This window comes from Streptococcus infantis, from assembly GCF_047464615.1.
GTDB classification, from domain to species: domain Bacteria; phylum Bacillota; class Bacilli; order Lactobacillales; family Streptococcaceae; genus Streptococcus; species Streptococcus infantis_Y.
The window spans coordinates 1-23,474 of the sequence record NZ_JASHBO010000002.1 but is presented as its reverse complement, the minus strand read 5'-3'; the positions used below and the strand labels follow the sequence as shown (position 1 = coordinate 23,474).

The window sequence follows — 23,474 nt, the reverse complement described above, 5'->3', positions numbered from 1 at the left end:
TTATATAAACACTTGCAAGAAAAAATGATGTTTGTTATAATGAGGTAAATAATGATTAGGAGAAAAAATGATGAAAGCAAAGCACTTTTTAAGAATTGTTTTAGTAGGATTGGCCTTGATTTTACTAGGAGCATGTGGTCAAAAATCACCTGATTCTATTGCTAAAAATGTGCTAAAAGATAGCTATACAGGCTTCTCACCAGAACATAGTTATGAGAGTATTTATTTTAAGGGTGGAGTAGGAACTACTTTAAAGTTTGATAAAGCAGAACGAACTATCTCGAATAACGACGGTAGAAGTGTTAAGTATAGTGTTCTATCAGATGAACAAGTAAAGGCAATTCCAGCCTCTTTCAGAGGAACGATTGTTAGTTTAGAAAGTCAACTGAAAGGAAAGGATAATTTTACTATAGCTGTTGGTGATAATGCAGATAAGCCTGAGGAAGCAGAGGCTTATTATCAAGTCGTCTTGACCGAGGGTGGTAAAAAAATCCGAATCATTGAGCTCCGTCGTGGCTATAAAGAAGACAATGCTTTCTATGATTTCAACGGAACCGCAGATTAATTTACAAAAGTCTCAATTACTTGAGGCTTTTTTTGTTGTCAGAATTTCATTGTCCCTTTAAAAACGATTTTGCCATTATCGAATATGATAGGGGTATCTTAGAAAGAAAGAAGGTACCTTTAGTGCACTATCAAACCTTTTCAGATTTGATGAATGAGGTCAAGGATCTCAATGGTGAAATCACAGGCGAGAATGCAAAAAAGCTGGCGGAATTTTATTCCTACTGGGGCAACTATTTAGAACCGACTCCTGCATTTATGGCATTTCTCACTTATTTACCAGGAGGGATTGCCAAGGCTCTTTATCAAATCACTTCCAGCCTAGAACATGTTTTTAATAATATGTTCAAGCTCTTTGGTCTCTTCGGTTATCTGGGAGACCAGAAGACGATTATAGGCCAGTTCTTTTACTGGTTTCAGCTATTGGGGACGTCCTTGTTCACCCTGATTTTGGTTGTGTCGGCTGTGACAGGAGTCTTTACTAAGCCAGTAAAGTATAAGGGGGTCATTACGAATTTCCTTTTGGTAACGGCTGTAACTTCCGTATTGCCACTAGCTTTGACCACCATCTCAACAGCAGTGGCGCAGGATGCTATGTCTATCCAGACGGTCTCCAGTGAAGCGCCATCTGGTAGTCAGCCAACTTCCTCCTTGGCTCTGCAACCCATGAAAAATAATGTAGTAGACTTAAAAGTTTTGATCTACAAGGATTTTTCTACAGAGTTGTTTCCAATGGATGATTATGGCTTCATCAAGCCTGTTCAGGAGGGCTCTACTCCTGTCAATAATATCACGGATGACCCTGCACAGCGGGATACGACTGATTTTGCGACCAAGATCGATTTTGGGGCAAACTATGGTACAACGAATCCAAAAATGTTAGAGGAGATACAGGCAGACGATAAAATAGCAGGGATTAAGGGCTTGTTCCTCCATAAGTTGAATTCCAATAATACTGGAGTTGAAAGCATTACAGAACACCGAGTCATTAATCAATTGAGTGCTTTTGAATCAGTTTACATGCGCTATAAAGTCAACTGGATAGGGATGTTCCTCCAGTATATTATCCTTGTTGTTCTTTTGGTCAGCATGATCATTAAGCTCGTTAAATCAATCTTTGATATTCTGATTGAAGCAATGATTTCTCCGATTCTTGGTTATAGCTCCCTATCAAACTCAAAGAAATACAAAGAGTTGTTAAGAACGATTGGTGGTGCCTTAGCAGGAATTTTCTTTGAAGTTATCATTATGCGTGTAACACTTGAGATTTTCAGAGATTTACCAATCCTTTCTGTTTCAGCTGTAACGAAGCTTTCTGGCGGATTCTTTGATGGACTCAATATGTGGGAACAGTGTCTCGCAGCTGCCTTTGTTTACGTTGGAGTATTCTTTGCGGCCATGCAAGGAGTGGCCATGATTGAGCGCTGGCTTGGAGTTTCGACTGGTCATAGTGAAACAGCTCAACAATTGTTGGGTGCTATGATGATGGGGAATGCCTTTGCGGCTGGAGCAGGCGGTCTCTTTAATGGCAGTATGGCACTTGGCCAATTTGGTATGGATATGGCACAAAAAGCTCCAGATGCCTTGTCTAAAGGAAGTCAGATCTTAGGAAATAGCCTTGCCAGAACTGGAGGTGGTATTCAAGGTGCTTTGAACTCTGTAAAAGACCAAGGCTTTATGAATGCGGCCAAAGGTGGTGTAAGTAATATGGTTGATTTGGCAGAATGGAAAGCATTTGAAGCCATGCAAAATACGAAAGGGGCAGTTGGTAGCGCATTAGATAAGCTGGATGATAAGGCTGCCTCTGCTCAAAATGCGACCTATAACGCTCTGAAAAATGATGCTGTTCCTGGAATTGATCAGCCTGGCCCAATTGATATTCCTGAGCCTCCAATTGATCCAGGAACAACAGATGCACCTATTGTCGATCCAACTCCTTCAGCTGAAGAAATGGAGTCCCCAATTCAAGATCCAAATCCACCTGTAGATGCACCAGTTTCAGAATCACAACCACCAGCACAGCCTGATTCTTCTCAACAAAAATTTCAACAGAGCATGAATCAAATGAACTACATGAACCAACAAATGCAACAAGCAGGACAGCGTATGCAGGGCGGACGTCATATCACTGGCGCTGAGAGTGACGACGAAGAAGAATAGGCTGAACTATGGATTTAACAGGAAAGAACATTGTTATCACAGGAAGCCTACGTCCTCTAACTCGAGAAGAAGCCATACGATTTTTAGAAAGTAAAGGAGCTGTCGTGCAGGGCTATGTATCTTCTAGAACAGATATATTGGTTTTAGGACACAAGCAGTTGGATCTTTTTGATCCAGATAAACGGTCTAAAAAGCATGATGCAGCGCTTAGAAGAATATCAGACGGTCAATCCATCACTTTCCTTTCTGAAGAATCATTCTTTGATTTAGTCAAGAAGTCTCAAGATTGAGGCTTCTTTTATTGTTCAAAAAAGTATATAACTTTTTGTACAATTCTTTCCTGAAGGATGATGGTGAAAATGCTATTGTCCCTTTAAAAGATATTTTCGATTATTCATTATAATGTGAGTGTCAAAACAAATATAAAGGAGAAATTCATGTACGGTGAAAAATACGGTGTACCTAGAGATATCTATGCCAAAATCAAAATCATAGGCCTTCTTATCCTAGATATTGCTTTTGTAGGAATTACTGGAGTAATCGCTTTGAGCGTTGGCTTAAAAATCTTTCCTAAAAGTCAGTGGATACAGATGTTCGCATTCATTTTGTTGACACCAGTCATGAGTTTATATCTTGTATTGCCAGCCAACGGTGGCAAAAAGAATTGGCACAGCATGTTTCTTTTCTTCAGACGAAGAAGAAAACGTTATATTAGCTTGAATTATATCAGAAGGAGAAAACCATAATGGCGATTAAACAAATTCAACCCTCAAAAAACGAGAAACGCCCTCTGGGACGTCTTCAAGAAACAAAGAAACAAACGCAGGAATATTTTGATTTACATTCTTGCGTTGAGTTGTTAGATGTAAAATCAATCATTCCGAACAGCCAGGCTTATATCCAGTTAGTTGATTATGGCTACTTGCAGCTGATGGAGATACCAGGTAAAGATTTAGGATCGATGTCTTATAACGAGGTTATGAGAACCATTGAAAATTTTGAAACCTGGTTGACTCGATTTGGACCGAATATCCAAGTGGAGACGACAACTTTGCCAACAAATACAGACACGCAAATTTCTGACTTGCGCCATCATTTGGATTTAGTGCGACAAGATATGTCTAAGTTATCAGTAAACGATAGACGTTTTTTACAACTCAAGGATCGTGAAATTTGGATTCAAAGCCAAATTAAGGTTGAAGAAAGTATCCGACAAGAAGTCTATAATACAGAGTTCATTCTGTGGCTATTTGCGCCCACAACAACCGAATTGGACGAATTGGTTCGGAAGGCTAAAACCTATGGAAATAATGATTTTGTTCCGCAAGATATCAACTACAGGAAGAAAATTCAGATAATAAAGCAATACAACAATATGAATGAGAAAGTATAGGAGAGATAGCATGCCTGATTTATCAAAACGTAGACAAAGACAACTAAAAAATGAAGGATATGACCTTGCTTTTCTTAGTCAGATTCAACCGCAAGGAAATATTGATTTTCAAAAGGATGACCGCTCCTGGATAAGTGGAGATGGGCACCATACGGTCTTACACTATTATGAGTATCCAACTGAAGGGATGGATCGTTTTTGGCTTTCTGAATTGTTGTTGATTCCTGGTACACGTTCCTTCCTGTCACTGTACAAGGAGGATAACAGACAGCTTCAAAAAGAGATTGAGGACTCTATTGAAGAGAAGTCAACACGGATTACAAACAATAGCAAACTAACCAATAATCGGAAAGAACTAGATGAAATTGAAAATCTGAATAAACTAAGCCGTGAAATTGATAAGCAAAATATAGCTATGTACGGGATGTATATTCGTGTCTTTACGTTCGCATCAACCAAAGAAGAATTATTCAAGAAGGTTGAAGAGGTCAAAGACAAAACGTCGAAATTCAAATCCACTATTCTGTCTGGAGAATTAGATTTTGAATACCATGCCCCATTTATTCCAGCTGAATATCAGATTGATTTGCCCAATCATCGAAGAGGAATACCGACTCCAGCTCACTCAATAGCTGGTGGATATTTCTTTAATCATACGAAACTAGAAGATGAGAAGGGTTTTTATCTGGGTTGGACTCCAACAAATGGAGCGGTAAATTTCAATTTTCTAGAACGTGACGAGAAAAGAACACGATCCTTTATGATCCTATCTGGAAATCCAAAGATGGGACAGCGATCTTTTCTTATGAAACACACAGACGGTCTCTATGCGAAGGGGCATTATATTCGTAACTTTGATGCTACTGGCCAGTTTCTTGATCAGACACGAAAACAACATGGATTGATTCTTGATTTATCAGGTGAGGCTAACCGTATCAATATCTTTCAGGTATTTCCAACAGTGACCAATGAAGCAGGAACTGAAATCGATAAGAAGAAATCTTACAACCTTCATATCGAGAAACTGAAGAGTATCTATAAACTTCTGAATAATGAAGTGACGGGAGACGATTTAATCACATTTGGAACTCTCCTGAATGAGTTTTACATTGAAGAAAATTTGTGGGCTCGAAATCCTTCATTGAATCCAGAAAAACTGAAAGCGACGGATATTGTGAAGGAAGAGTATCCTATTCTGTCTGATTTTATTTTGTTTGTTGATGCCTACAAACGTCGACTGGAACAAACTAGTGCGGATAAAGCCGAACACAAGGCTGTTAAGCGTATTTACAATACGTTTAACGAACTATTGACAACAAACGCAGAAATTTTCGAGGGAACAACCGAATTTCAAGATATTTCTTCAGAGCAAGTTGTAACATTTGACTTCTCAGGGTTGAAGAACGCCCCTCATTTGTTAAATGTTCAGATATTCTCTGTTCTTTCACTTGTCTCAGCTGATATTGTCAATAACGGAAAACGCTGTAAGCAATTACTGAAGAGACGTCCTGACTTAACGGAGATGGATATGCAGCACTATATTGTCAATATTAGTGGGGCACAGACACTCATTGACCCTAAGCATGAAAGTAGTGTCAACCTTCTGGCTGATATGATTGATACAATGGGCGAAAACTTTGCTGGTGTTGTATTGTCTGTTAATTCACTGCGAGGGATTCTGTTTGAGACAGGGGTCGGTACTCATAAGGATCCATACGTGACGGCAGTCCAGAGGATTTTTGGACTGATGCAATATAGAGTTTTCGCTCAGACGGATGAAACCAGTGTTCCTCTACTAGCTAACGCCTTATCTGGATCAATGAATCAGTCTGAACTAGAGACTTTGCCTCGTCTGGCGAAAGGACAGTTATTCATGAACATTGCAGGGGTAGGAAATCTGGTCTTTAACCAACAGCTGTTAGCCCCTGAAGTTGAGCGCTATGGCGGTATTGAGTAAGAAAGAAAGGTAAACCAGAATGGCCAAAAATAAACTAGGAATGATTGCCAGGACTAAGCAGAGATTTGATCAATACGTATTGATTCGTAAATATCGCATGCAACAAGAAAGAGATTATTTCGCTTCAGAAGGAGAATCAGATCCAAAACGCCTGGAAGCACAAAAGGAACGAGATAAGGAGTTTTTGAAGGGACTCAAGAAGATTGGAATAGGATTTATTGTATTTTTAGTTTTTTATGGAATTTTGCGAACAATATTAGGATTGTGGTAAATAAGCGAGGTATCCATGAAAAAAATATTTAAACTGAAGATCCTCATTCCTTTTGTGGCTCTCCTATTAATTATCAATGTTGGGATAACCATGTTAGTTGGGATAATGGGAGCTGTAACTAATAATGGAAGAAATGATTGTGGTGCCGTCGAAACAACATCTTCAACTAGCGACTCAACAGTTTCTTCAGCTGATGGTTCCATCGATGACTTTGTAAAAAAGCATAAGGAAGCCTATATCCTGTCTTGGAAGGCAGGAGGTTTCCTACCTTCAGCCTCTATCACTCAAACAATGATAGAGAATGGCTTCAATTTTACGAATCCTAATGGCACTTCCTTCTGGAAGGCTCATAACATGGGAGGTGTTAAAACCTCAAGAAAAAGCGATTTTCCAGTCACTATTGCGACGTATGGTGAAGACAGTATTGATCTCACAGGAACAAAGCCTGGAGCAAACGTTGGAGACGGTACAGGGGGATCTTATACTTGGTTCTCTAGCTATGATGCAGGAATTGTAGGGAAAGCTGAGTTTATGGCTCACCAGACACTTTATAAAGGGGCTATAAACAATATAAATGGTATTGCAACCTTATCTGCTATAGCAAATGGTGGATGGGCTACAGATGGCACTTATAAGAGCAAACTAACTGATATGTACCAAAAACTAGGTACGAAGTATCAGTGGCTTGATAAGGAAGCTATTGCTGCTCATGGTGAGAAACCTTATGAAGGCTCCAGTACACAAGGTATCGGTTCTTCAGATAGTGCGGTGTCTTCTTCAGCTGAAAAAAGTGGATGTGGAGAGTCAGGTAGCAGTACCGATGGAACGGGAACTGTCCCTTCAGATGCGACTGCGTGGGGGTATAAACCAGAAGACTTACCAGATAGTTTGAAATCATTCATTATTGATCCTAAGAGCTTAGGCATGGACTATGCTAAGTCTACAGGATGGTATAATCCTGGAAGCGACGAGTATGCTGGTCAATGTGTGAATCTTACAATCAGCCTGGGAAATCACTTATGGGGCCATTCTGGATCCGTACAGGGCGATGGGAAAGATCAGGCGGCAGCATGGGCTGCAATATTTGGAAACTCAGTTAAGACTACACCTAAAAAAGGCGCTATTTTTTCTACACAGGTAGGGGGTGGAGGATATGGTCATACTGGTATTGTATGTCATGTTTTCGAGAATGGCTCCATCTTGTTTGTAGAGCAAAATACACCTCTGAGTGGTTGGGATCAGTTCAAAACTCCATATACATGGAATTATCGTATTTGGACTAAATCTCAACAGCAAGAACAGGTAATCTCTTTTGCTTATCCAGATGATAGAGAAGCTAAATTAAGTTCAAATTAAAAGGAGGATATAAGATGATTGATTGGATAAAAGAGAATATGGTTGTATCGATTGTAGCAGGTGTTCTATTGATTTTGGCAGGAATAGGGATTGTGTCGAGTTTCAGACCATCTCAACAAACCAAAATAGAGGAACCAGCTCAGGTGAGTTCTTCGGGAACCTCTCAAAACGAACCGTCTTCCAAAGAGGAAACAGCAGATGAAAAGCATTATCGGACAGCTAAGCTAAAACTAGAACATCCCTATGCAGAGGCAACACTGGAAGATAAAAAGGAAGTGTTAAAAGCCTTTGAAGAAGCAGTAGCAGATATAAAAAAGACGAATTTTCTGCCAAATGTCAAGGGAACAATTGAGAATCATTTATCTATGACACAGAATGCGATGATTCAAACCTTTGCGATGGCTCTTCTGACGAATCAGTATGATTTTCAACCTGAACAATTGGAAGTGATGCCAACTGAATCAGATGATGTGATTCAATTTTTGGTTGTTCTAACTAAAAATGGAGAAGAGAACAGCTATTTCGTTGGAAATTTCAATACTACGGTTCAACAAATCCAGCTAAAAGCCTATGTTGGTGGAAATATAGGTGGTACATACGGCTAACAAGTTGCACAAAAAGTTATATAACTTTTTGTGCTTTTATATTGACAAGTAAAGTTATTTTAGGTATAATTAAGTATATAAAAAGTTATATAACAAAATATACAATTATCAAAGGAGGGAATCATGAAGATTCAGACAACAAACTTAGGAAAAGGTGGCGGTGGTAAGACTACAGATACCTTTAATGAAGGGGATTGGTTGGCACGTGTTAAGGGGCTTAGAACACTACTCATTGATGGAGCTTGGGAATGCAATTTGACAAGAACATTTGATGTAAAATACGAGAAAACCGTCTATGATATATTTACGACTGGAGAGTACGAAATTGTTCCAATATCAGAAAATCTCAGTTTGATTTGTGGTGATGAGCGTTTGACAGATGAGCAGTTAGATCTGGCTAGTCGAAACAACAAATATCTCCAGTTGTTTATGTGGTTTGGCGAACATTACGAGGAGTTAGAAGCACAATTTGATGTCATTCTAATTGATACGCATAATGACGAGAGCCTAGTTACGGCTAATTTTATAGCCGTATCAGATATTGTCTTAGCTGTTTCTGATGCCTCTCTTAATGGTTTTCGTGCCTGGTTATCTTTGAAAAATTTTGTAGACTTCATCAAGAGCGAAGCTATCGAAGTCATTACTAAGAAAAGCTATGTTAAAGCAGAACCTTATCTTATTGGAAATAAGATTGAGTACTTTGGAAACAATGTAACAGACACCTGTAAACAATTTTTAGAAGTTGTTGAAGAAGATTCGGCTTACCTAGGTTCTATCCAGAAAAAAGAGCTCATGGCCAAGAGTCTTGTGATCAGTCAGAGTGTCTTTGAGCAGCATGAGGAGATGACAGCTAACCAACAAGAGACACATCAAAAGTTTTATGATAATATAAACTACGTATATGAAAATATTTTGAGTGTGTTAGAAGGAGAGGTAGCATGACAGAGAATCGATTCGTACAAGTAAAACAAACATTCCAAGGTACACCAAAGAGAGAAAAGACTTCTTCATCTAGGAAACAAAATCAGGAGGCTAGAAAGTCTCCTGAAAGCTATAACAAAAAGCAACGTTTTCCTTTCTCTCTGCATCATAATGTTCGATACGATATGTTAGATGCTTTAGTAGAGTATCACGGTGAAAAATCAGCTTCATCTTATATTGAGAATCTGATTATAAGAGAATGGGAAAAGATGCAGAGAAAAATTAAGCAATGAGATATTAGGAAGGATGATTTTTAATGATAGATTTTAGTAAAGAAATAAAGAAGAAAAATGAGAATGACGATGAAGAACCACAACTAGAGAAAGACTATACTCATGATATGAAGAAAAAGAAAGAGATAGAGAAAGAGGAACTTCTTAGAAAGTTGCACGAGGCAGAGTCTAATATCTCCAGTTCACATGAAAAATCACTTGAAATGGAGAAGGAATAATGAAATACTTATCAAATTTATCAGATATTCCAGAATTTTCTTCAGCAGCAACAGATTCAGGACAATTCTTTCTTCCTCGTCCAATAATAGACGACCCGCAGTTTAATGATTTGAAGAGTAGCGGAATCTTTCTCTATATGCTGTTATTAAATCGTTTAAGAGGAGCGGTTGACTTTGAATTAAAAGGATATGATGAAAATGGAAATACTTTTGTATGTTACCCTATAGAGGAGCTAATGGAGGCTCTTCAATCAGGTAAAAGCAAAGTAATTTCTTTGAAAAGGAAGCTAAAGAATCATGGTTTAATTGAAGAAGTCCGCCAAGGATCCAGTCTACCTAATAGAATTTATCTAACAGATGAGATTTTAAAATATTATAGATAATGCAGGAGGAATTTACGATGATTTTCGTTGACATTAAAAGACTTGTTCAGTTATTCTTTATTTTTATCGGATCTATAGCGGTCTATATGTTCTATAAGACATTTGGTCTTAGTATGGTATTTATAGTCGTTTTAGGATTGGCCATTTTGAAATTTGCTCCAGCATTTTTACCAGTTGTATTATTACTGTATTTGGGACTTCACTTTACAGGTGATTTTTCCTTTATTGCAGATGGAATTGTGACGGTTTTATGGAGCATTATTTTGATTCCTATGGGGATAGCGACTATTGAAATGAGCAAATCTTGTTTTAGTAAGAAAGAGATACCCTGGTATGACAAGTAAGAGTTTATCTGAAAAGATAGGCTCTTTTTTTGACAGAACAAAGGATTATTTGAATATTCAGGTTAAAATTTATTAAAATAATCATAATTTTAATAAGGGAGGATTCTGAATGGCTTTCTTTGATGAGAGAGAACTAAAAAATCAATTGCTGTTTCAAAATGCAAAAGAATTTTATAACTTTGTTTCTAAGTATGATGAGGAGATGATTCCAGTCATGAAAGCAAAGGGCTATACCTGTATTCATTCTATGGAACGTACTGTCGCTTTCACATTTGGTGAGTTTACTTTCAGAAGAAGACGTTGGAAAAAAGGAGATCATTGGGTAATTCCAGTTGATGAAAAGTTAGGACTTCAGAAGAATGTCCGTTTCTCCTGGGAATTTATGTATCAGGTAGCTAAGTTATCTACTTTAATGCCATATGATAAAGTAACTCAGGTGATCCAATTGACTTATCACATCTCTATCACAAAGCCAATTGTAGTAAAAGCTGTAAAAATTTGTGAGAAGTTGTTAGAGGAAAGAGAAGCCTATCGATATTACGAAGAGGGTCAAGAAGTTAGCAAAAGAAAACCCCAGGTTATTTATATTGAGGGTGATGGTGTGATGGTTAAAGCACGTGATACACAGAAGGATAATAAGCATTACGATTTATCCCATTTTGTAGTTCATACAGGAAGCCAGAAAGTTGGCAGCAATCGATTTGAACTCCAGGATAAAAAAGAATTTATTGGCCTTGACAATCGCTTAGTGAGGGAGCAGGTAATCGATTATCTATTCAATAATTACGAAGTTACGGATCAAACTTTATTGATTACGAACTCTGATGGAGGTCGTGGATATACACCCTATGTTTTCAAAGAAATTGCAAAGGTTTTACGTATTAAACGACACGAACATTTTTGGGATGAGTACCATGTAAATAAGGAGTTGAATAATTATCTGAAATTTTACTCTGAAGACTTATTAGAGAGAGCTTTCCAGGCGATTAAGCAACATGATAAGCAGTTAATGAGAACTGTACTAGATACGAGCGAAAGTTACATCGAGACAGAAGAAGAACAAGAATTATTTGAGAAGTTCAAGAGTAAAATATTGAGAAATTTCCAATATACTAAACCAGCTGAACAGAGAGGATTCAGTCATGCAGGAATCGGGATAATGGAGAGCCAGCATCGTAAGGTCACTTATAGAATGAAAAAAAGGGGGATGTACTGGACTCTTGCTGGAGCTGAAACGATGAGTCGAATTATTGTTTTGAATTATGAGGATTCCTTGAGAGAATTATTCTTTGGTAACTGGAGAGAAGATTATGAAAAATTTATTTCTTTAGAGGAAGTTTCTGCATCTACCATTAAAAAGAGAATGAGTAAAACTGATAAAGAAAATACATCTAGATATCAATGTTACCCTGATAGCAAAAGATTATCCTACTTCCGAAAACAATAGAAGTACATAACAAAGTACACAAAAAGTTATATAACAATAACCTTTGTAAAAAAAGGTCTTTTTGTGCTATAATCAAACATAAAATGCTTGCGCGGTGTGTAAAAATGTGTTATAATTTACTTAAATTAATCGAATAAAAAAAGACGAAAAGTGCGCTAACACTTCTCGCCTTACCGAGTAAGAAACCGACCTTCTTACTCAGTCTTTAATTAATGATACCTAATAAGTGTATCAATGTCAAGACTGAGCAAGAAATTTGTTCAGTCTTTTTTTAAACTCGGTGATGTTCTCCTAAAAAATATATGTATTTAGGCATTCTAAAAAATTCTACCGCATACTTTAGCAAAATAAAGCTTGTTTTTTGTAAATTTTCATGATATAATAGTTTTTGTTGAACATTGGAGAGATAGCGAAGAGGCTAAACGCGGCGGACTGTAAATCCGCTCCTTCGGGTTCGGGGGTTCGAATCCCTCTCTCTCCATTTCACTTTTGGGGTATAGCCAAGCGGTAAGGCAAGGGACTTTGACTCCCTCATGCGTTGGTTCGAATCCAGCTACCCCAGTTCTTAGGTAATAAATTCAAGGATAAAAAGAAAAATATCTTAGGGTATTTTATTTTTATAATTGAAGGACGTGAACGATATAACATGTCTTTGCGGGTGCTTAGGAAAAAATTATAAGTATGTCAAGTTTAAGAAAAACTTGATTGTTGGAGGATTTTTTAGATGAACGAATTTGAAGATTTGCTAAATAGCGTTAGCCAAGTTGAGCCAGGTGATGTTGTTAGTGCTGAAGTATTGACAGTTGATGCTACTCAAGCTAACGTTGCAATCTCTGGAACTGGTGTTGAAGGTGTCTTGACTCTTCGCGAATTGACAAACGATCGCGATGCAGATATCAATGACTTTGTAAAAGTAGGTGAAGTATTGGATGTTCTTGTACTTCGTCAAGTAGTTGGTAAAGATACTGATACAGTAACATACCTTGTATCTAAAAAACGCCTTGAAGCTCGCAAAGCATGGGACAAACTTGTAGGACGTGAAGAAGAAGTTGTTACAGTTAAAGGAACTCGCGCTGTTAAGGGTGGACTTTCAGTAGAATTTGAAGGTGTACGTGGATTTATCCCAGCTTCAATGTTGGATACTCGTTTTGTACGTAACACTGAGCGTTTTGTAGGTCAAGAGTTTGAAGCTAAAATCAAAGAAGTTGATCCTAAAGAAAACCGCTTCATCCTTTCACGTCGTGAAGTTGTAGAAGCAGCAACTGCAGCAGCTCGTGCTGAAGTATTCGGTAAATTGGCTGTTGGTGATGTTGTAACTGGTAAAGTTGCACGTATCACAAGCTTCGGTGCTTTCATCGACCTTGGTGGTGTTGACGGATTGGTTCACTTGACTGAATTGTCACACGAACGTAACGTTTCACCAAAATCAGTTGTAACTGTTGGTGAGGAAGTTGAAGTGAAAATCCTTGATCTTAACGAAGAAGAAGGACGTGTATCACTTTCACTTAAAGCTACAACACCTGGACCATGGGATGGCGTTGAGCAAAAATTGGCTAAAGGTGATGTTGTAGAAGGTACAGTTAAACGTTTGACTGACTTCGGTGCATTTGTTGAAGTATTGCCAGGTATCGATGGACTTGTTCACGTATCACAAATTTCACACAAACGTATTGAAAATCCAAAAGAAGCTCTTAAAGTGGGTCAAGAAGTTACTGTTAAAGTTCTTGAAGTTAACGCTGATGCAGAACGCGTTTCACTTTCTATCAAAGCTCTTGAAGAACGTCCAGCTCAAGAAGAAGGACAAAAAGAAGAAAAACGCGCTCCACGTCCACGTCGTCCAAAACGTCAAGAAAAACGTGATTTTGAACTTCCTGAAACTCAAACAGGATTCTCAATGGCTGACTTGTTCGGAGACATCGAACTTTAATCCATTCGAATTTGAATCAAATCCTTTGTTTTTAAAACAAGGGATTTTTCTTTTTTCTACTAGCATTTTTTGATATAATGGTTTTATGTTATATTCAGAAAAAGAATTACTTTATCAAACAATAAATGAACAGCTCTCTTATCTTTTAGAAGGAGAGCCCAATGTGTTGGCTAATCTTTCTAATGCTAGTGCTTTGCTAAAAACAAGCTTTCCCAATACTGTTTTTGCAGTTTTCTATCTATTTGATGGGAATGAACTGATCTTGGGACCCTTTCAAGGTGGAGTTTCATGTGTACGAATCGCTCTTGGAAAAGGTGTTTGTGGTGAATCGGCAGCTAGTCGTCAAACAGTTATTGTTGGTGATGTAAAAACCTATCCAAACTATATTTCTTGCGATAGTAGTTCTCGTAGTGAAATTGTCGTGCCGATGGTTAAAGAGGGACGTCTTCTCGGTGTATTAGATTTGGATTCATCTCTTGTGGAGGATTATGATGAAATGGATCAGAAGTATCTAGAAGAGTTTGTAGCTATTTTGTTAGAGAAAACCGAATGGAATTTTTCAATGTTTGAGGAGAAAGCGTAATGTATCAGGCCCTTTATCGAAAATATAGAAGTCAAACATTTTCACAGTTAGTAGGCCAGGAAATTGTTGCAAAAACTCTTAAACAAGCTGTAGAGCAGGAAAAGATCAGCCATGCCTATCTATTTTCAGGGCCTCGTGGAACTGGAAAAACCAGTGTAGCCAAAATTTTTGCCAAGGCTATGAACTGCCCTAATCAAGAGGGAGGAGAACCTTGCAATAACTGTTATATCTGTCAGGCGGTGACAGACGGTAGCTTGGAAGACGTTATCGAAATGGACGCGGCCTCTAACAATGGGGTGGATGAAATTCGTGATATTCGTGATAAATCAACCTATGCTCCAAGTATAGCTCAGTATAAGGTCTATATCATTGATGAGGTTCATATGCTTTCAACTGGAGCCTTCAATGCCCTTTTGAAAACTCTTGAAGAACCCACTCCTAATGTTGTTTTTATCCTAGCAACGACAGAGCTTCATAAGATTCCTGCAACCATTTTGTCTCGTGTTCAACGTTTCGAGTTCAAATCTATTAGAACTCAGGATATTCGAGATCATATCTTCCATATTTTAGAGAAGGAAGGGATTGCTTATGAAACTGAAGCTGTTGAGATTATCGCTCGTAGAGCCGAAGGTGGTATGCGGGATGCTTTGTCCATTTTAGACCAAGCATTGAGCTTGACTCAAGATGCTAGATTAACAACAGCTGTTTCGGAGGAAATTACTGGGACTATTAGTCTAAGTGCTTTGGATAATTATGTGGCTGCCTTGGCACAAAAAGATGTGACTCGTGCTTTGGAAAATCTTAATTTGATTTTTGATAACGGAAAAAGCATGACACGATTTGTAACGGATTTGTTGCAGTATCTAAGGGATATTTTGATTGTCCAAACTGGTGGGGAGAATACTCACCATAGTGATCTCTTTAAGGATAACCTAGGACTTTCACAGGCTATTTTGTTTGAGATGATCGGAATTGCGACTAGTAGTTTAGCTGATATCAAGGCTAGCTTACAGCCTAAGATTTATGCTGAAATGATGACCATTCGTTTGGCAGAGATAGATTCAAAACCAACATTATCAGATGATACAAGTGGAGAATTAGCCTCGCTTAGAGAAGAAGTTGCGCGATTGAAACAGGCTCTGGCAAATGTTAACACGAGTCCTAAGCAGAGCACACCGACGCCAAGTCGCCCAGTTAACAGCAAGTCAGTTTATCGCGTAGATCGCAATAAGGTTCAGTCTATTCTTCAAGAAGCTGTTGAAAATCCTGATTTAGCCCGTCAAAATCTAATCCGTCTTCAAAATGCTTGGGGAGAAGTTATTGAAAGCTTGTCAGGTCCTGATAAGGCACTTTTAGTTGGTTCTCAACCTGTTGCGGCTAATGAACATCATGCCATTCTTGCATTTGAGTCTAACTTCAATGCTGGTCAGACCATGAAACGTGATAATCTCAACACCATGTTTGGTAATATCCTTAGTCAAGCAGCGGGATTTTCACCAGAGATTCTTGCTATTTCCATGGAAGAGTGGAAAGAAGTCAGAGCTGATTTCTCAGCGAAGGCTAAATCGTCTCAAGGTCAACCCGTTAAGGAAGAAGTTGAGGAACCTGTCCTCCCTCAAGGATTTGAGTTTCTAGCGGATAAAGTAACCATTGCAGAAGATTAAAAGGATTTTGTGACTTAATACGATGAACAGACAACAATTTATAATTATGGCCTTATTTACTGCTGCCGAGACTTATTTTTTTAATGAATCCATCATGGAGCAACGGTATATCGTGGCCTTGCTTTGGGCTATTTTAATCCTAAGAAATTTTAGAGTCAGCTATATTATGGGTAAAATTGTCAACGCTATAGATGATCATTTTCGTGGAAAGAAGTAACCCTCAGCTTCTAGACAAAATTAAAGCCTTTTAGGCTTTTTTTTGTTATACTATTAAAGTATATTTATTGATATTTTATCGTTTTTTACTAGAAAACTAAGGACAATTTTCTAGCGAAAATGATAAAACGGATTGAAAAGAAAGGAATTATCATGTCAGTATTAGAGATCAAAGATCTTCACGTTGAAATCGAAGGAAAAGAAATTTTAAAAGGGGTTAACCTGACTCTTAAAACAGGAGAAATTGCCGCTATCATGGGACCAAATGGTACTGGTAAATCAACTCTTTCAGCCGCTATCATGGGAAATCCAAACTATGAAGTTACCAAAGGTGAAGTTTTGTTTGATGGTGTAAACATCCTTGAGTTGGAAGTGGACGAGCGTGCGCGTATGGGACTTTTCCTTGCAATGCAATATCCATCAGAAATTCCTGGAATTACTAACGCTGAGTTTCTTCGTGCAGCTATGAATGCTGGTAAAGAAGATGATGAGAAGATTTCAGTTCGTGAATTTATCACTAAGCTAGACGAAAAAATGGAATTGCTCAACATGAAAGAAGAAATGGCTGAGCGTTACCTTAATGAAGGATTCTCTGGTGGTGAGAAAAAACGTAATGAAATTCTACAACTCTTGATGTTGGAACCAACTTTTGCCCTTCTTGATGAGATTGACTCAGGTCTTGATATCGATGCTCTTAAAGTTGTATCTAAAGGTGTCAATGCTATGCGTGGCGAAGGCTTTGGTGCAATGATCATTACTCACTACCAACGTCTCTTGAACTATATCACTCCAGATGTAGTACACGTTATGATGGAAGGTCGTGTTGTTCTTTCTGGTGGTCCAGAATTGGCTGCACGTTTGGAACGTGAAGGATACGCAAAATTAGCTGAAGAACTTGGCTATGACTACAAGGAAGAATTGTAATTCGCTCGTATCTTTTAGGAGAAGTAAATGACTAAAGAAACTATTAAACTTTTTTCAGAAATGCATGCTGAACCAAGCTGGTTGGCTGACCTCCGTCAAAAAGCCTTTGATAAGATTGAGAGTTTAGAATTACCAGTTATTGAGCGTGTTAAATTTCACCGTTGGAATCTTGGTGATGGAACTATTACAGAAAGTGAACCGTCAGCAAATGTCCCTGATTTCACTGCTTTAGACAATCACTTGAAGTTGGTGCAGGTTGGAACTCAAACAGTTTTTGAACAAACTCCAGCTGAGTTGGCTGAACAAGGAGTGGTCTTTACAGACTTCCACTCAGCTCTTGAAGAAATTCCGGAACTCGTAGAAGAATTCTTCATGTCATCTGTTAAATACGATGATGATAAATTAGCAGCCTACCATACAGCTTATTTCAACAGTGGTGCTGTTCTCTACATTCCCGATAATGTTGAGATTGCTGAACCAATCGAAGGAATTTTCTATCAAGACAGCGATAGCGATGTGCCGTTTAACAAGCATATCCTTATTATCGCGGGTAAGAATAGTAAGATTAGCTACCTTGAACGTCTTGAGTCACGTGGTGAGGGTAGTGCTAAGGCAACTGCCAATATCACAGTAGAAGTCATCGCTCGTTCTGGCGCACAAGTGAAGTTTGCAGCGATTGACCGTCTAGGTGAAAATGTCACTGCCTATATTAGCCGCCGTGGTAAATTGGGCAACGATGCAAATATTGACTGGGCTATCGGTGTCATGAACGAAGGAAACGTCGTTGCAGACTTTGATAGTGACTTGATTGGTAATGGTAGCCATGCAGATCTTAAGGTCGTTGCCCTATCAAGTGGCCGTCAAGTACAAGGGATTGATACACGTGTAACTAACTATGGTTGCAACTCAATCGGAAATATCCTCCAACATGGGGTTATACTTGAAAAAGCAACTTTAACTTTCAATGGTATCGGTCACATCATCAAAGGAGCTAAGGGAGCAGATGCCCAACAAGAGAGCCGTGTTCTTATGCTTTCAGATCAGGCTCGTTCAGATGCCAATCCAATTCTTTTGATTGACGAAAATGATGTTACTGCAGGTCACGCAGCTTCTATCGGTCAGGTAGATCCAGAAGACATGTACTACCTCATGAGCCGTGGTTTGGATAAGGCAACTGCAGAACGCTTGGTTGTTCGTGGTTTCCTTGGATCCGTTATCGTTGAGATTCCAGTCAAGGAAGTTCGTGATGAAATGATTGCAACTATCGAAGAAAAATTGTCAAAACGCTAAGAGGTAGCCTATGTTAGATGTAGAAGCGATTCGCAAGGATTTTCCAATTTTAGACCAGATTGTCAACGATGAACCTCTGGTTTATCTGGATAATGCTGCGACGACACAAAAACCACTAGCAGTTCTGGAAACGATTAACCGCTACTATGAGAAGGACAATGCAAATGTTCACCGGGGTGTTCATACCTTGGCAGAAAGGGCGACAGCTTCTTATGAGGCGGCTCGTGAAACCATTCGTAAGTTTATCAATGCAGGCTCTACAAAGGAAGTTCTCTTTACCAGAGGTACGACAACTAGTCTTAATTGGGTAGCACGTTATGCTGAAGAAATCTTGACTGAAGGAGATCAGGTCTTGATTTCTGTCATGGAACATCACTCCAATATTATCCCATGGCAGGAAGCTTGCCGAAAGACTGGGGCAGAGCTTGTTTATGTCTATCTCAAAGCTGGAGCTCTGGATATGGATGACTTGTGTTCTAAATTAACTGACAAAGTTAAATTTGTTTCACTAGCTCACGCCTCAAATGTTCTTGGTGTGGTCAATCCAATCAAAGAAATCACTCAATTAGCCCACCAAGTTGGAGCCATTATGGTGGTGGATGGTGCTCAATCTACGCCTCATGTGAAGATTGATGTCCAGGACTTGGATGTGGACTTCTTTGCCTTTTCAGGTCACAAGATGGCTGGCCCAACTGGTATTGGCGTCCTTTACGGTAAAGAAAAGTATCTGGAACAAATGTCACCAGTTGAATTTGGTGGTGAGATGATTGATTTCGTCTATGAGCAATCTGCTAGCTGGAAGGAGTTGCCTTGGAAATTCGAGGCTGGAACTCCTAATATGGCGGGTGCAATCGGACTTGCTGCGGCAGTGGATTATCTTGAAACGATTGGTATGGATGCAATTGAAGTCCATGAACAAGAATTGATTGCATACGTCTTTCCAAAACTGCAGGCAATTGAGGGATTAACTATTTATGGTTCGCAGGACTTGGCTCAACGCTCGGGTGTCATTGCCTTTAACCTAGGCAATCTTCATCCTCACGACCTTGCGACTGCTTTGGATTATGAAGGAGTAGCAGTTCGTGCCGGTCACCATTGTGCTCAACCCTTGCTCCAATATTTGGACGTTCCAGCAACAGCTCGTGCAAGTTTTTATATCTACAACACCAAGGCTGATTGCGACAAGTTGGTCGATGCCCTACAAAAGACAAAGGAGTTTTTCAATGGCACTTTCTAAACTAGATAGCCTTTATATGGCAGTGGTAGCGGACCATTCGAAAAATCCCCATCACCAAGGGAAGCTAGAAGATGCTGAACAAATCAGTCTCAACAATCCAACCTGTGGTGATGTCATCAATCTATCTGTCAAGTTTGATGCAGATGATCGTTTGGAAGATATCGCTTTTCTAAACTCTGGTTGTACCATCTCAACTGCCTCTGCTAGTATGATGACAGATGCCGTTTTAGGCAAGACCAAGCAAGAAATTCTAGAACTTGCGACCATTTTTTCAGAAATGGTTCAAGGACAAAAAGATGATAAACAAGATAGTCTTGGAGACGCAGCCTTCTTGTCAGGAGTTGCCAAATTTCCGCAACGAATCAAATGTGCAACCCTAGCTTGGAACGCCCTTAAGAAAACAATCGAAAATCAAGAAAACAAATAAGACAAGCTTCTTTTGTCTTATGAATTATTAGAAATGAAGAATGAAAGAAAGGATATTATGGCTGAAGAAAGAGTAGAACCAAAACCAATTGATCTTGGTGAATATAAATTTGGTTTTCATGATGATGTAGAGCCTGTCCTATCGACAGGAAAAGGACTCAACGAAGGTGTTATTCGTGAATTATCTGCTGCCAAGGGTGAGCCTGAGTGGATGTTAGAATTCCGTTTGAAATCTTATGAAACCTTCAAAAAAATGCCCATGCAAACCTGGGGAGCAGACTTGTCAGAGATTGACTTTGATGACTTGATCTACTACCAAAAACCTTCTGATAAACCAGCACGTTCTTGGGATGATGTTCCTGAAAAAATCAAGGAAACCTTTGAACGAATTGGGATTCCGGAAGCTGAGCGTGCCTATCTAGCAGGTGCCTCTGCCCAGTATGAGTCAGAAGTGGTTTACCACAACATGAAGGAAGAGTTCCAGAAATTGGGGATTATCTTTACAGATACAGATTCTGCCCTCAAGGAATACCCAGACTTGTTTAAACAATACTTTGCGAAGTTGGTACCACCAACAGATAATAAGTTGGCTGCCCTCAATTCGGCAGTATGGTCAGGTGGAACCTTTATCTATGTACCAAAAGGTGTGAAAGTGGATATTCCACTTCAAACTTACTTCCGTATCAATAACGAAAATACTGGTCAGTTTGAACGTACCTTGATTATTGTTGATGAGGGAGCAAGTGTCCATTACGTAGAAGGATGTACAGCACCGACTTATTCAAGTAACAGCTTGCATGCTGCCATCGTAGAAATTTTTGCCTTGGATGGTGCTTATATGCGTTATACAACCATCCAAAACTGGTCTGATAACGTTTATAACTTGGTTACTAAGCGTGCTAAGGCTCAAAAAGATGCTACTGTTGAGTGGATTGATGGGAACTTGGGTGCCAAAACGACTATGAAATATCCATCTGTATACTTAGATGGAGAAGGAGCGCGTGGTACCATGCTTTCTATTGCCTTTGCCAATGCTGGACAGCATCAGGACACTGGTGCCAAGATGATCCACAATGCACCACATACAAGCTCATCTATCGTGTCTAAGTCTATCGCTAAAGGCGGAGGAAAAGTGGACTACCGTGGACAAGTAACCTTTAATAAAAACTCTAAGAAATCTGTTTCTCACATCGAGTGTGATACCATTATCATGGATGATCTGTCAGCATCAGACACTATTCCGTTTAATGAAATCCACAACTCACAAGTAGCTTTGGAACATGAAGCCAAAGTATCTAAGATTTCAGAAGAACAACTCTATTATCTCATGAGTCGTGGTCTCTCAGAATCTGAAGCAACTGAAATGATTGTCATGGGATTTGTCGAACCCTTCACTAAAGAACTTCCAATGGAATATGCAGTTGAGCTGAACCGCTTGATTAGCTATGAAATGGAAGGATCAGTTGGATAAACTTTATGAACAAAAACTGAGGCTGGGACAAAAGTCCTAGCCTCTCAATTGTCTTTGGATTGTCGAGCAAGACGCAGTGGTTGAGTGGGCTCTACTACGCTGATTTCATCAGCTTTTACAGCCCTACTCAACTGTGCGGAGGTGGGACGACGAAATCGTATTCTAACAAATTACCGATTTCTGTCCCACTCTCAGTTTTTTTGATGAAAGATGCTAATAAATATTCACAAAAAGTCTTTTGTATGGTAAAATAATACAATCACATAAAGTGGGGGATGAAATATGAATATTTTTAGAACCAAAGACGTTAGTCTAGGTAAGACAGAAATGCATCGCCATTTAAAACTATGGGACTTAATTCTCTTGGGAATTGGTGCTATGGTGGGAACAGGTATTTTTACGATTACAGGAACTGCTGCAGCAACATTAGCAGGACCTGCCCTTGTGGTATCGATTGTAATTTCTGCTATCTGCGTATCCTTATCTGCACTCTTTTTTGCAGAATTTGCCTCTCGTGTTCCAGCAACTGGGGGTGCTTATAGTTATCTATATGCAATTTTAGGTGAATTTCCAGCTTGGATTGCTGGTTGGCTGACTATTATGGAATTTATGACAGCTGTTTCTGGTGTAGCTTCGGGTTGGGCGGCCTATTTTAAAGGTTTGCTTAGCCATTATGGAATTTCCTTGCCACAAGTCTTGAATGGAACTTTTAATCCTGAAAATGGTACTTATATTGATTTTTTACCAATTTTAGTAATTCTACTTGTTACAGGTGTTGTACTTTTAAATTCGAAAGTAGCTCTTCGTTTTAATTCTATTCTTGTTGTTTTAAAATTTTCTGCTCTTGCCTTATTCATTTTAGTTGGAATCTGGTACATTAAACCTGAAAATTGGTCAGAATTTGCTCCATTTGGCTTTGGTCAGATTTATGGTGGAAGCACTGGAATTATGGCAGGTGCTTCACTCATGTTCTTTGGGTTTTTAGGGTTTGAATCCATCTCAATGGCAGTTGATGAAATTCAAAGTCCACAAAAGAATATTCCACGTGGGATTGTTTTATCCTTAACCATTGTAACCATTCTGTATGCCTTGGTTACCTTGATATTGACAGGTATCGTTCACTATAGCAAGCTCAATGTTGATGATGCAGTGGCTTTTGCTCTTAGAAGTATTGGTATTGGTTGGGCAGCTAATTATGTTTCACTTGTTGCAATTTTTACCTTGATTACGGTATGTATTTCAATGACCTATGCCTTGTCACGAATGATTTATAGCTTGGCCCGCGATGGACTATTGCCTCAAAGCTTTAAAGAAGTGACCAAGACTAGTCGCGTCCCTAAGAATGCAACCATCTTGACAGGTGGAGTTTCAGCGATTGCAGCTGGGATCTTCCCTCTGGCAAGTATCGCAGCCTTTCTCAATATCTGTACTTTAGCCTATCTTATTCTCTTAGCCTATGGAATTATCAAATTGAGAAAAGATAAGGGGATGCCCAAAGAGGGAGAATTTAAAACTCCTCTGGTACCTTTTTTACCAATCTTGTCTATTCTAATCTGCCTTTCATTTATGCTTCAGTATACCCTTGAAACATGGATGGCATTTGGAATTGCCTTGTTAATTGGAATTCTTATCTACTTTACTTATGGCTATAAACATTCAACACTAGCTAAAAATGAATAAAGAAAAAATCGCGAAATTGTACTGACCCCAAAAAGTTAGACAATTAATTTATTCAAAGGATTTAGTTCTGTATTGCACAGGACTGAGTCCTTTTAGTTTTACCTTAATTCGTTTATTGTTGTAGTAATCAATATAGTCTACAAT

At 38.9% G+C, this 23,474-nt stretch carries 26 protein-coding genes and 2 tRNA genes; 27 read left to right on the top strand and 1 reads right to left on the bottom strand.

Going from position 1 to position 23,474, the window contains the following annotated elements; translation table 11 throughout:
• Positions 1-67: 67 nt before the first annotated feature.
• The 27 genes from QM450_RS01385 (at position 68) to QM450_RS01255 (ending at position 23,330) form a co-directional block, all read left to right on the top strand.
• A complete protein-coding gene (locus QM450_RS01385; RefSeq protein ID WP_080977871.1) occupies positions 68-565 on the top strand; it encodes a hypothetical protein in 498 nt (165 codons plus the stop codon).
• A 122-nt stretch (positions 566-687) separates the two neighbouring features.
• Positions 688-2,724, top strand: a complete 2,037-nt coding sequence (locus tag QM450_RS01380) for a pLS20_p028 family conjugation system transmembrane protein (protein ID WP_414319445.1) — start codon at positions 688-690, stop codon at positions 2,722-2,724.
• An 8-nt stretch (positions 2,725-2,732) separates the two neighbouring features.
• Positions 2,733-3,014, top strand: a complete 282-nt coding sequence (locus tag QM450_RS01375; protein ID WP_042902889.1) for a BRCT domain-containing protein — start codon at positions 2,733-2,735, stop codon at positions 3,012-3,014.
• 147 nt (positions 3,015-3,161) lie between these two features.
• Positions 3,162-3,470, top strand: coding sequence for a DUF5592 family protein (locus tag QM450_RS01370; RefSeq protein WP_006154524.1), 309 nt, complete (start codon positions 3,162-3,164; stop codon positions 3,468-3,470).
• Positions 3,470-4,117, top strand: a complete 648-nt coding sequence (locus QM450_RS01365) for a hypothetical protein (RefSeq protein ID WP_414319444.1) — start codon at positions 3,470-3,472, stop codon at positions 4,115-4,117. The genes QM450_RS01370 and QM450_RS01365 overlap by 1 nt, the downstream gene beginning before the upstream one ends.
• 10 nt (positions 4,118-4,127) lie before the next feature.
• A complete protein-coding gene (locus QM450_RS01360; RefSeq protein ID WP_414319443.1) occupies positions 4,128-6,074 on the top strand; it encodes a virulence factor in 1,947 nt (648 codons plus the stop codon).
• Positions 6,075-6,093: 19 nt separating this feature from the next.
• Complete coding sequence (locus QM450_RS01355) at positions 6,094-6,345, top strand: hypothetical protein (RefSeq protein ID WP_050240246.1); 252 nt, start codon at positions 6,094-6,096, stop codon at positions 6,343-6,345.
• 15 nt (positions 6,346-6,360) lie between these two features.
• Positions 6,361-7,701 (top strand): CHAP domain-containing protein, encoded by a 1,341-nt coding sequence (locus QM450_RS01350; protein WP_414319442.1) that lies wholly within the window; start codon positions 6,361-6,363, stop codon positions 7,699-7,701.
• Between the two features lie 14 nt (positions 7,702-7,715).
• Positions 7,716-8,306 (top strand): hypothetical protein, encoded by a 591-nt coding sequence (locus QM450_RS01345; RefSeq protein WP_414319441.1) that lies wholly within the window; start codon positions 7,716-7,718, stop codon positions 8,304-8,306.
• Between the two features lie 123 nt (positions 8,307-8,429).
• Positions 8,430-9,248, top strand: a complete 819-nt coding sequence (locus QM450_RS01340; protein WP_414319440.1) for a ParA family protein — start codon at positions 8,430-8,432, stop codon at positions 9,246-9,248.
• The gene (locus tag QM450_RS01335) at positions 9,245-9,520 is read left to right on the top strand and encodes a hypothetical protein (RefSeq protein WP_414319439.1); all 276 of its coding nucleotides are present in this window, start codon (positions 9,245-9,247) and stop codon (positions 9,518-9,520) included. Before QM450_RS01340 ends, QM450_RS01335 begins: the two co-directional genes overlap by 4 nt.
• Positions 9,521-9,543: 23 nt before the next feature.
• Entirely contained in the window at positions 9,544-9,738 is a 195-nt protein-coding gene (locus QM450_RS01330; protein WP_268720901.1) for a hypothetical protein, read from the top strand.
• Entirely contained in the window at positions 9,738-10,121 is a 384-nt protein-coding gene (locus QM450_RS01325) for a replication initiator protein A (protein ID WP_414319438.1), read from the top strand. The genes QM450_RS01330 and QM450_RS01325 overlap by 1 nt, the downstream gene beginning before the upstream one ends.
• A 17-nt stretch (positions 10,122-10,138) precedes the next feature.
• The gene (locus tag QM450_RS01320) at positions 10,139-10,465 is read left to right on the top strand and encodes a hypothetical protein (protein ID WP_414319437.1); all 327 of its coding nucleotides are present in this window, start codon (positions 10,139-10,141) and stop codon (positions 10,463-10,465) included.
• Positions 10,466-10,574: 109 nt separating this feature from the next.
• Entirely contained in the window at positions 10,575-11,912 is a 1,338-nt protein-coding gene (locus QM450_RS01315) for an ISLre2 family transposase (RefSeq protein ID WP_269798541.1), read from the top strand.
• 400 nt (positions 11,913-12,312) lie between these two features.
• Positions 12,313-12,393, top strand: a tRNA-Tyr gene (locus QM450_RS01310).
• Between the two features lie 9 nt (positions 12,394-12,402).
• Positions 12,403-12,474, top strand: a tRNA-Gln gene (locus tag QM450_RS01305).
• Between the two features lie 162 nt (positions 12,475-12,636).
• On the top strand, positions 12,637-13,839 hold the full coding sequence (gene rpsA, locus QM450_RS01300; RefSeq protein ID WP_414319436.1) for a 30S ribosomal protein S1: 1,203 nt from the start codon (positions 12,637-12,639) through the stop codon (positions 13,837-13,839).
• Positions 13,840-13,924: 85 nt separating this feature from the next.
• On the top strand, positions 13,925-14,422 hold the full coding sequence (locus tag QM450_RS01295) for a GAF domain-containing protein (protein ID WP_414319435.1): 498 nt from the start codon (positions 13,925-13,927) through the stop codon (positions 14,420-14,422).
• Entirely contained in the window at positions 14,422-16,086 is a 1,665-nt protein-coding gene (dnaX, locus tag QM450_RS01290; protein WP_414319434.1) for a DNA polymerase III subunit gamma/tau, read from the top strand. The genes QM450_RS01295 and dnaX overlap by 1 nt, the downstream gene beginning before the upstream one ends.
• Positions 16,087-16,108: 22 nt before the next feature.
• Entirely contained in the window at positions 16,109-16,303 is a 195-nt protein-coding gene (locus QM450_RS01285; protein WP_001081607.1) for a DUF3272 family protein, read from the top strand.
• 152 nt (positions 16,304-16,455) lie between these two features.
• A complete protein-coding gene (gene sufC / locus QM450_RS01280) occupies positions 16,456-17,226 on the top strand; it encodes a Fe-S cluster assembly ATPase SufC (protein WP_000114489.1) in 771 nt (256 codons plus the stop codon).
• Positions 17,227-17,253: 27 nt separating this feature from the next.
• Positions 17,254-18,516, top strand: a complete 1,263-nt coding sequence (sufD, locus tag QM450_RS01275; protein WP_414319433.1) for a Fe-S cluster assembly protein SufD — start codon at positions 17,254-17,256, stop codon at positions 18,514-18,516.
• Positions 18,517-18,526: 10 nt separating this feature from the next.
• Complete coding sequence (locus tag QM450_RS01270; RefSeq protein WP_414319432.1) at positions 18,527-19,753, top strand: cysteine desulfurase; 1,227 nt, start codon at positions 18,527-18,529, stop codon at positions 19,751-19,753.
• Entirely contained in the window at positions 19,740-20,180 is a 441-nt protein-coding gene (sufU, locus tag QM450_RS01265; RefSeq protein WP_414319431.1) for a Fe-S cluster assembly sulfur transfer protein SufU, read from the top strand. Before QM450_RS01270 ends, sufU begins: the two co-directional genes overlap by 14 nt.
• A 57-nt stretch (positions 20,181-20,237) precedes the next feature.
• A complete protein-coding gene (gene sufB, locus QM450_RS01260; RefSeq protein WP_414319430.1) occupies positions 20,238-21,650 on the top strand; it encodes a Fe-S cluster assembly protein SufB in 1,413 nt (470 codons plus the stop codon).
• A 282-nt stretch (positions 21,651-21,932) separates the two neighbouring features.
• The gene (locus tag QM450_RS01255) at positions 21,933-23,330 is read left to right on the top strand and encodes an APC family permease (protein ID WP_414319429.1); all 1,398 of its coding nucleotides are present in this window, start codon (positions 21,933-21,935) and stop codon (positions 23,328-23,330) included.
• Positions 23,331-23,378: 48 nt separating this feature from the next.
• Here the strand turns inward: QM450_RS01255 and QM450_RS01250 are convergent.
• Positions 23,379-23,474: IS3 family transposase (locus tag QM450_RS01250; RefSeq protein ID WP_150535176.1), on the bottom strand; the 96-nt coding region annotated here is incomplete at its 5' end.

What these genes read in the sequence shown, in the direction of transcription:
- QM450_RS01385 (WP_080977871.1), top strand. Translation starts at nt 68, where the DNA reads ATGATGAAAGCAAAGCACTTTTTAAGAATTGTTTTAGTAGGATTGGCC.
- QM450_RS01375 (WP_042902889.1), top strand. Translation starts at nt 2,733, where the DNA reads ATGGATTTAACAGGAAAGAACATTGTTATCACAGGAAGCCTACGTCCT.
- QM450_RS01370 (WP_006154524.1), top strand. Translation starts at nt 3,162, where the DNA reads ATGTACGGTGAAAAATACGGTGTACCTAGAGATATCTATGCCAAAATC.
- QM450_RS01365 (WP_414319444.1), top strand. Translation starts at nt 3,470, where the DNA reads ATGGCGATTAAACAAATTCAACCCTCAAAAAACGAGAAACGCCCTCTG.
- QM450_RS01360 (WP_414319443.1), top strand. Translation starts at nt 4,128, where the DNA reads ATGCCTGATTTATCAAAACGTAGACAAAGACAACTAAAAAATGAAGGA.
- QM450_RS01355 (WP_050240246.1), top strand. Translation starts at nt 6,094, where the DNA reads ATGGCCAAAAATAAACTAGGAATGATTGCCAGGACTAAGCAGAGATTT.
- QM450_RS01350 (WP_414319442.1), top strand. Translation starts at nt 6,361, where the DNA reads ATGAAAAAAATATTTAAACTGAAGATCCTCATTCCTTTTGTGGCTCTC.
- QM450_RS01345 (WP_414319441.1), top strand. Translation starts at nt 7,716, where the DNA reads ATGATTGATTGGATAAAAGAGAATATGGTTGTATCGATTGTAGCAGGT.
- QM450_RS01340 (WP_414319440.1), top strand. Translation starts at nt 8,430, where the DNA reads ATGAAGATTCAGACAACAAACTTAGGAAAAGGTGGCGGTGGTAAGACT.
- QM450_RS01335 (WP_414319439.1), top strand. Translation starts at nt 9,245, where the DNA reads ATGACAGAGAATCGATTCGTACAAGTAAAACAAACATTCCAAGGTACA.
- QM450_RS01330 (WP_268720901.1), top strand. Translation starts at nt 9,544, where the DNA reads ATGATAGATTTTAGTAAAGAAATAAAGAAGAAAAATGAGAATGACGAT.
- QM450_RS01325 (WP_414319438.1), top strand. Translation starts at nt 9,738, where the DNA reads ATGAAATACTTATCAAATTTATCAGATATTCCAGAATTTTCTTCAGCA.
- QM450_RS01320 (WP_414319437.1), top strand. Translation starts at nt 10,139, where the DNA reads ATGATTTTCGTTGACATTAAAAGACTTGTTCAGTTATTCTTTATTTTT.
- QM450_RS01315 (WP_269798541.1), top strand. Translation starts at nt 10,575, where the DNA reads ATGGCTTTCTTTGATGAGAGAGAACTAAAAAATCAATTGCTGTTTCAA.
- rpsA (WP_414319436.1), top strand. Translation starts at nt 12,637, where the DNA reads ATGAACGAATTTGAAGATTTGCTAAATAGCGTTAGCCAAGTTGAGCCA.
- QM450_RS01295 (WP_414319435.1), top strand. Translation starts at nt 13,925, where the DNA reads ATGTTATATTCAGAAAAAGAATTACTTTATCAAACAATAAATGAACAG.
- dnaX (WP_414319434.1), top strand. Translation starts at nt 14,422, where the DNA reads ATGTATCAGGCCCTTTATCGAAAATATAGAAGTCAAACATTTTCACAG.
- QM450_RS01285 (WP_001081607.1), top strand. Translation starts at nt 16,109, where the DNA reads ATGAACAGACAACAATTTATAATTATGGCCTTATTTACTGCTGCCGAG.
- sufC (WP_000114489.1), top strand. Translation starts at nt 16,456, where the DNA reads ATGTCAGTATTAGAGATCAAAGATCTTCACGTTGAAATCGAAGGAAAA.
- sufD (WP_414319433.1), top strand. Translation starts at nt 17,254, where the DNA reads ATGACTAAAGAAACTATTAAACTTTTTTCAGAAATGCATGCTGAACCA.
- QM450_RS01270 (WP_414319432.1), top strand. Translation starts at nt 18,527, where the DNA reads ATGTTAGATGTAGAAGCGATTCGCAAGGATTTTCCAATTTTAGACCAG.
- sufU (WP_414319431.1), top strand. Translation starts at nt 19,740, where the DNA reads ATGGCACTTTCTAAACTAGATAGCCTTTATATGGCAGTGGTAGCGGAC.
- sufB (WP_414319430.1), top strand. Translation starts at nt 20,238, where the DNA reads ATGGCTGAAGAAAGAGTAGAACCAAAACCAATTGATCTTGGTGAATAT.
- QM450_RS01255 (WP_414319429.1), top strand. Translation starts at nt 21,933, where the DNA reads ATGAATATTTTTAGAACCAAAGACGTTAGTCTAGGTAAGACAGAAATG.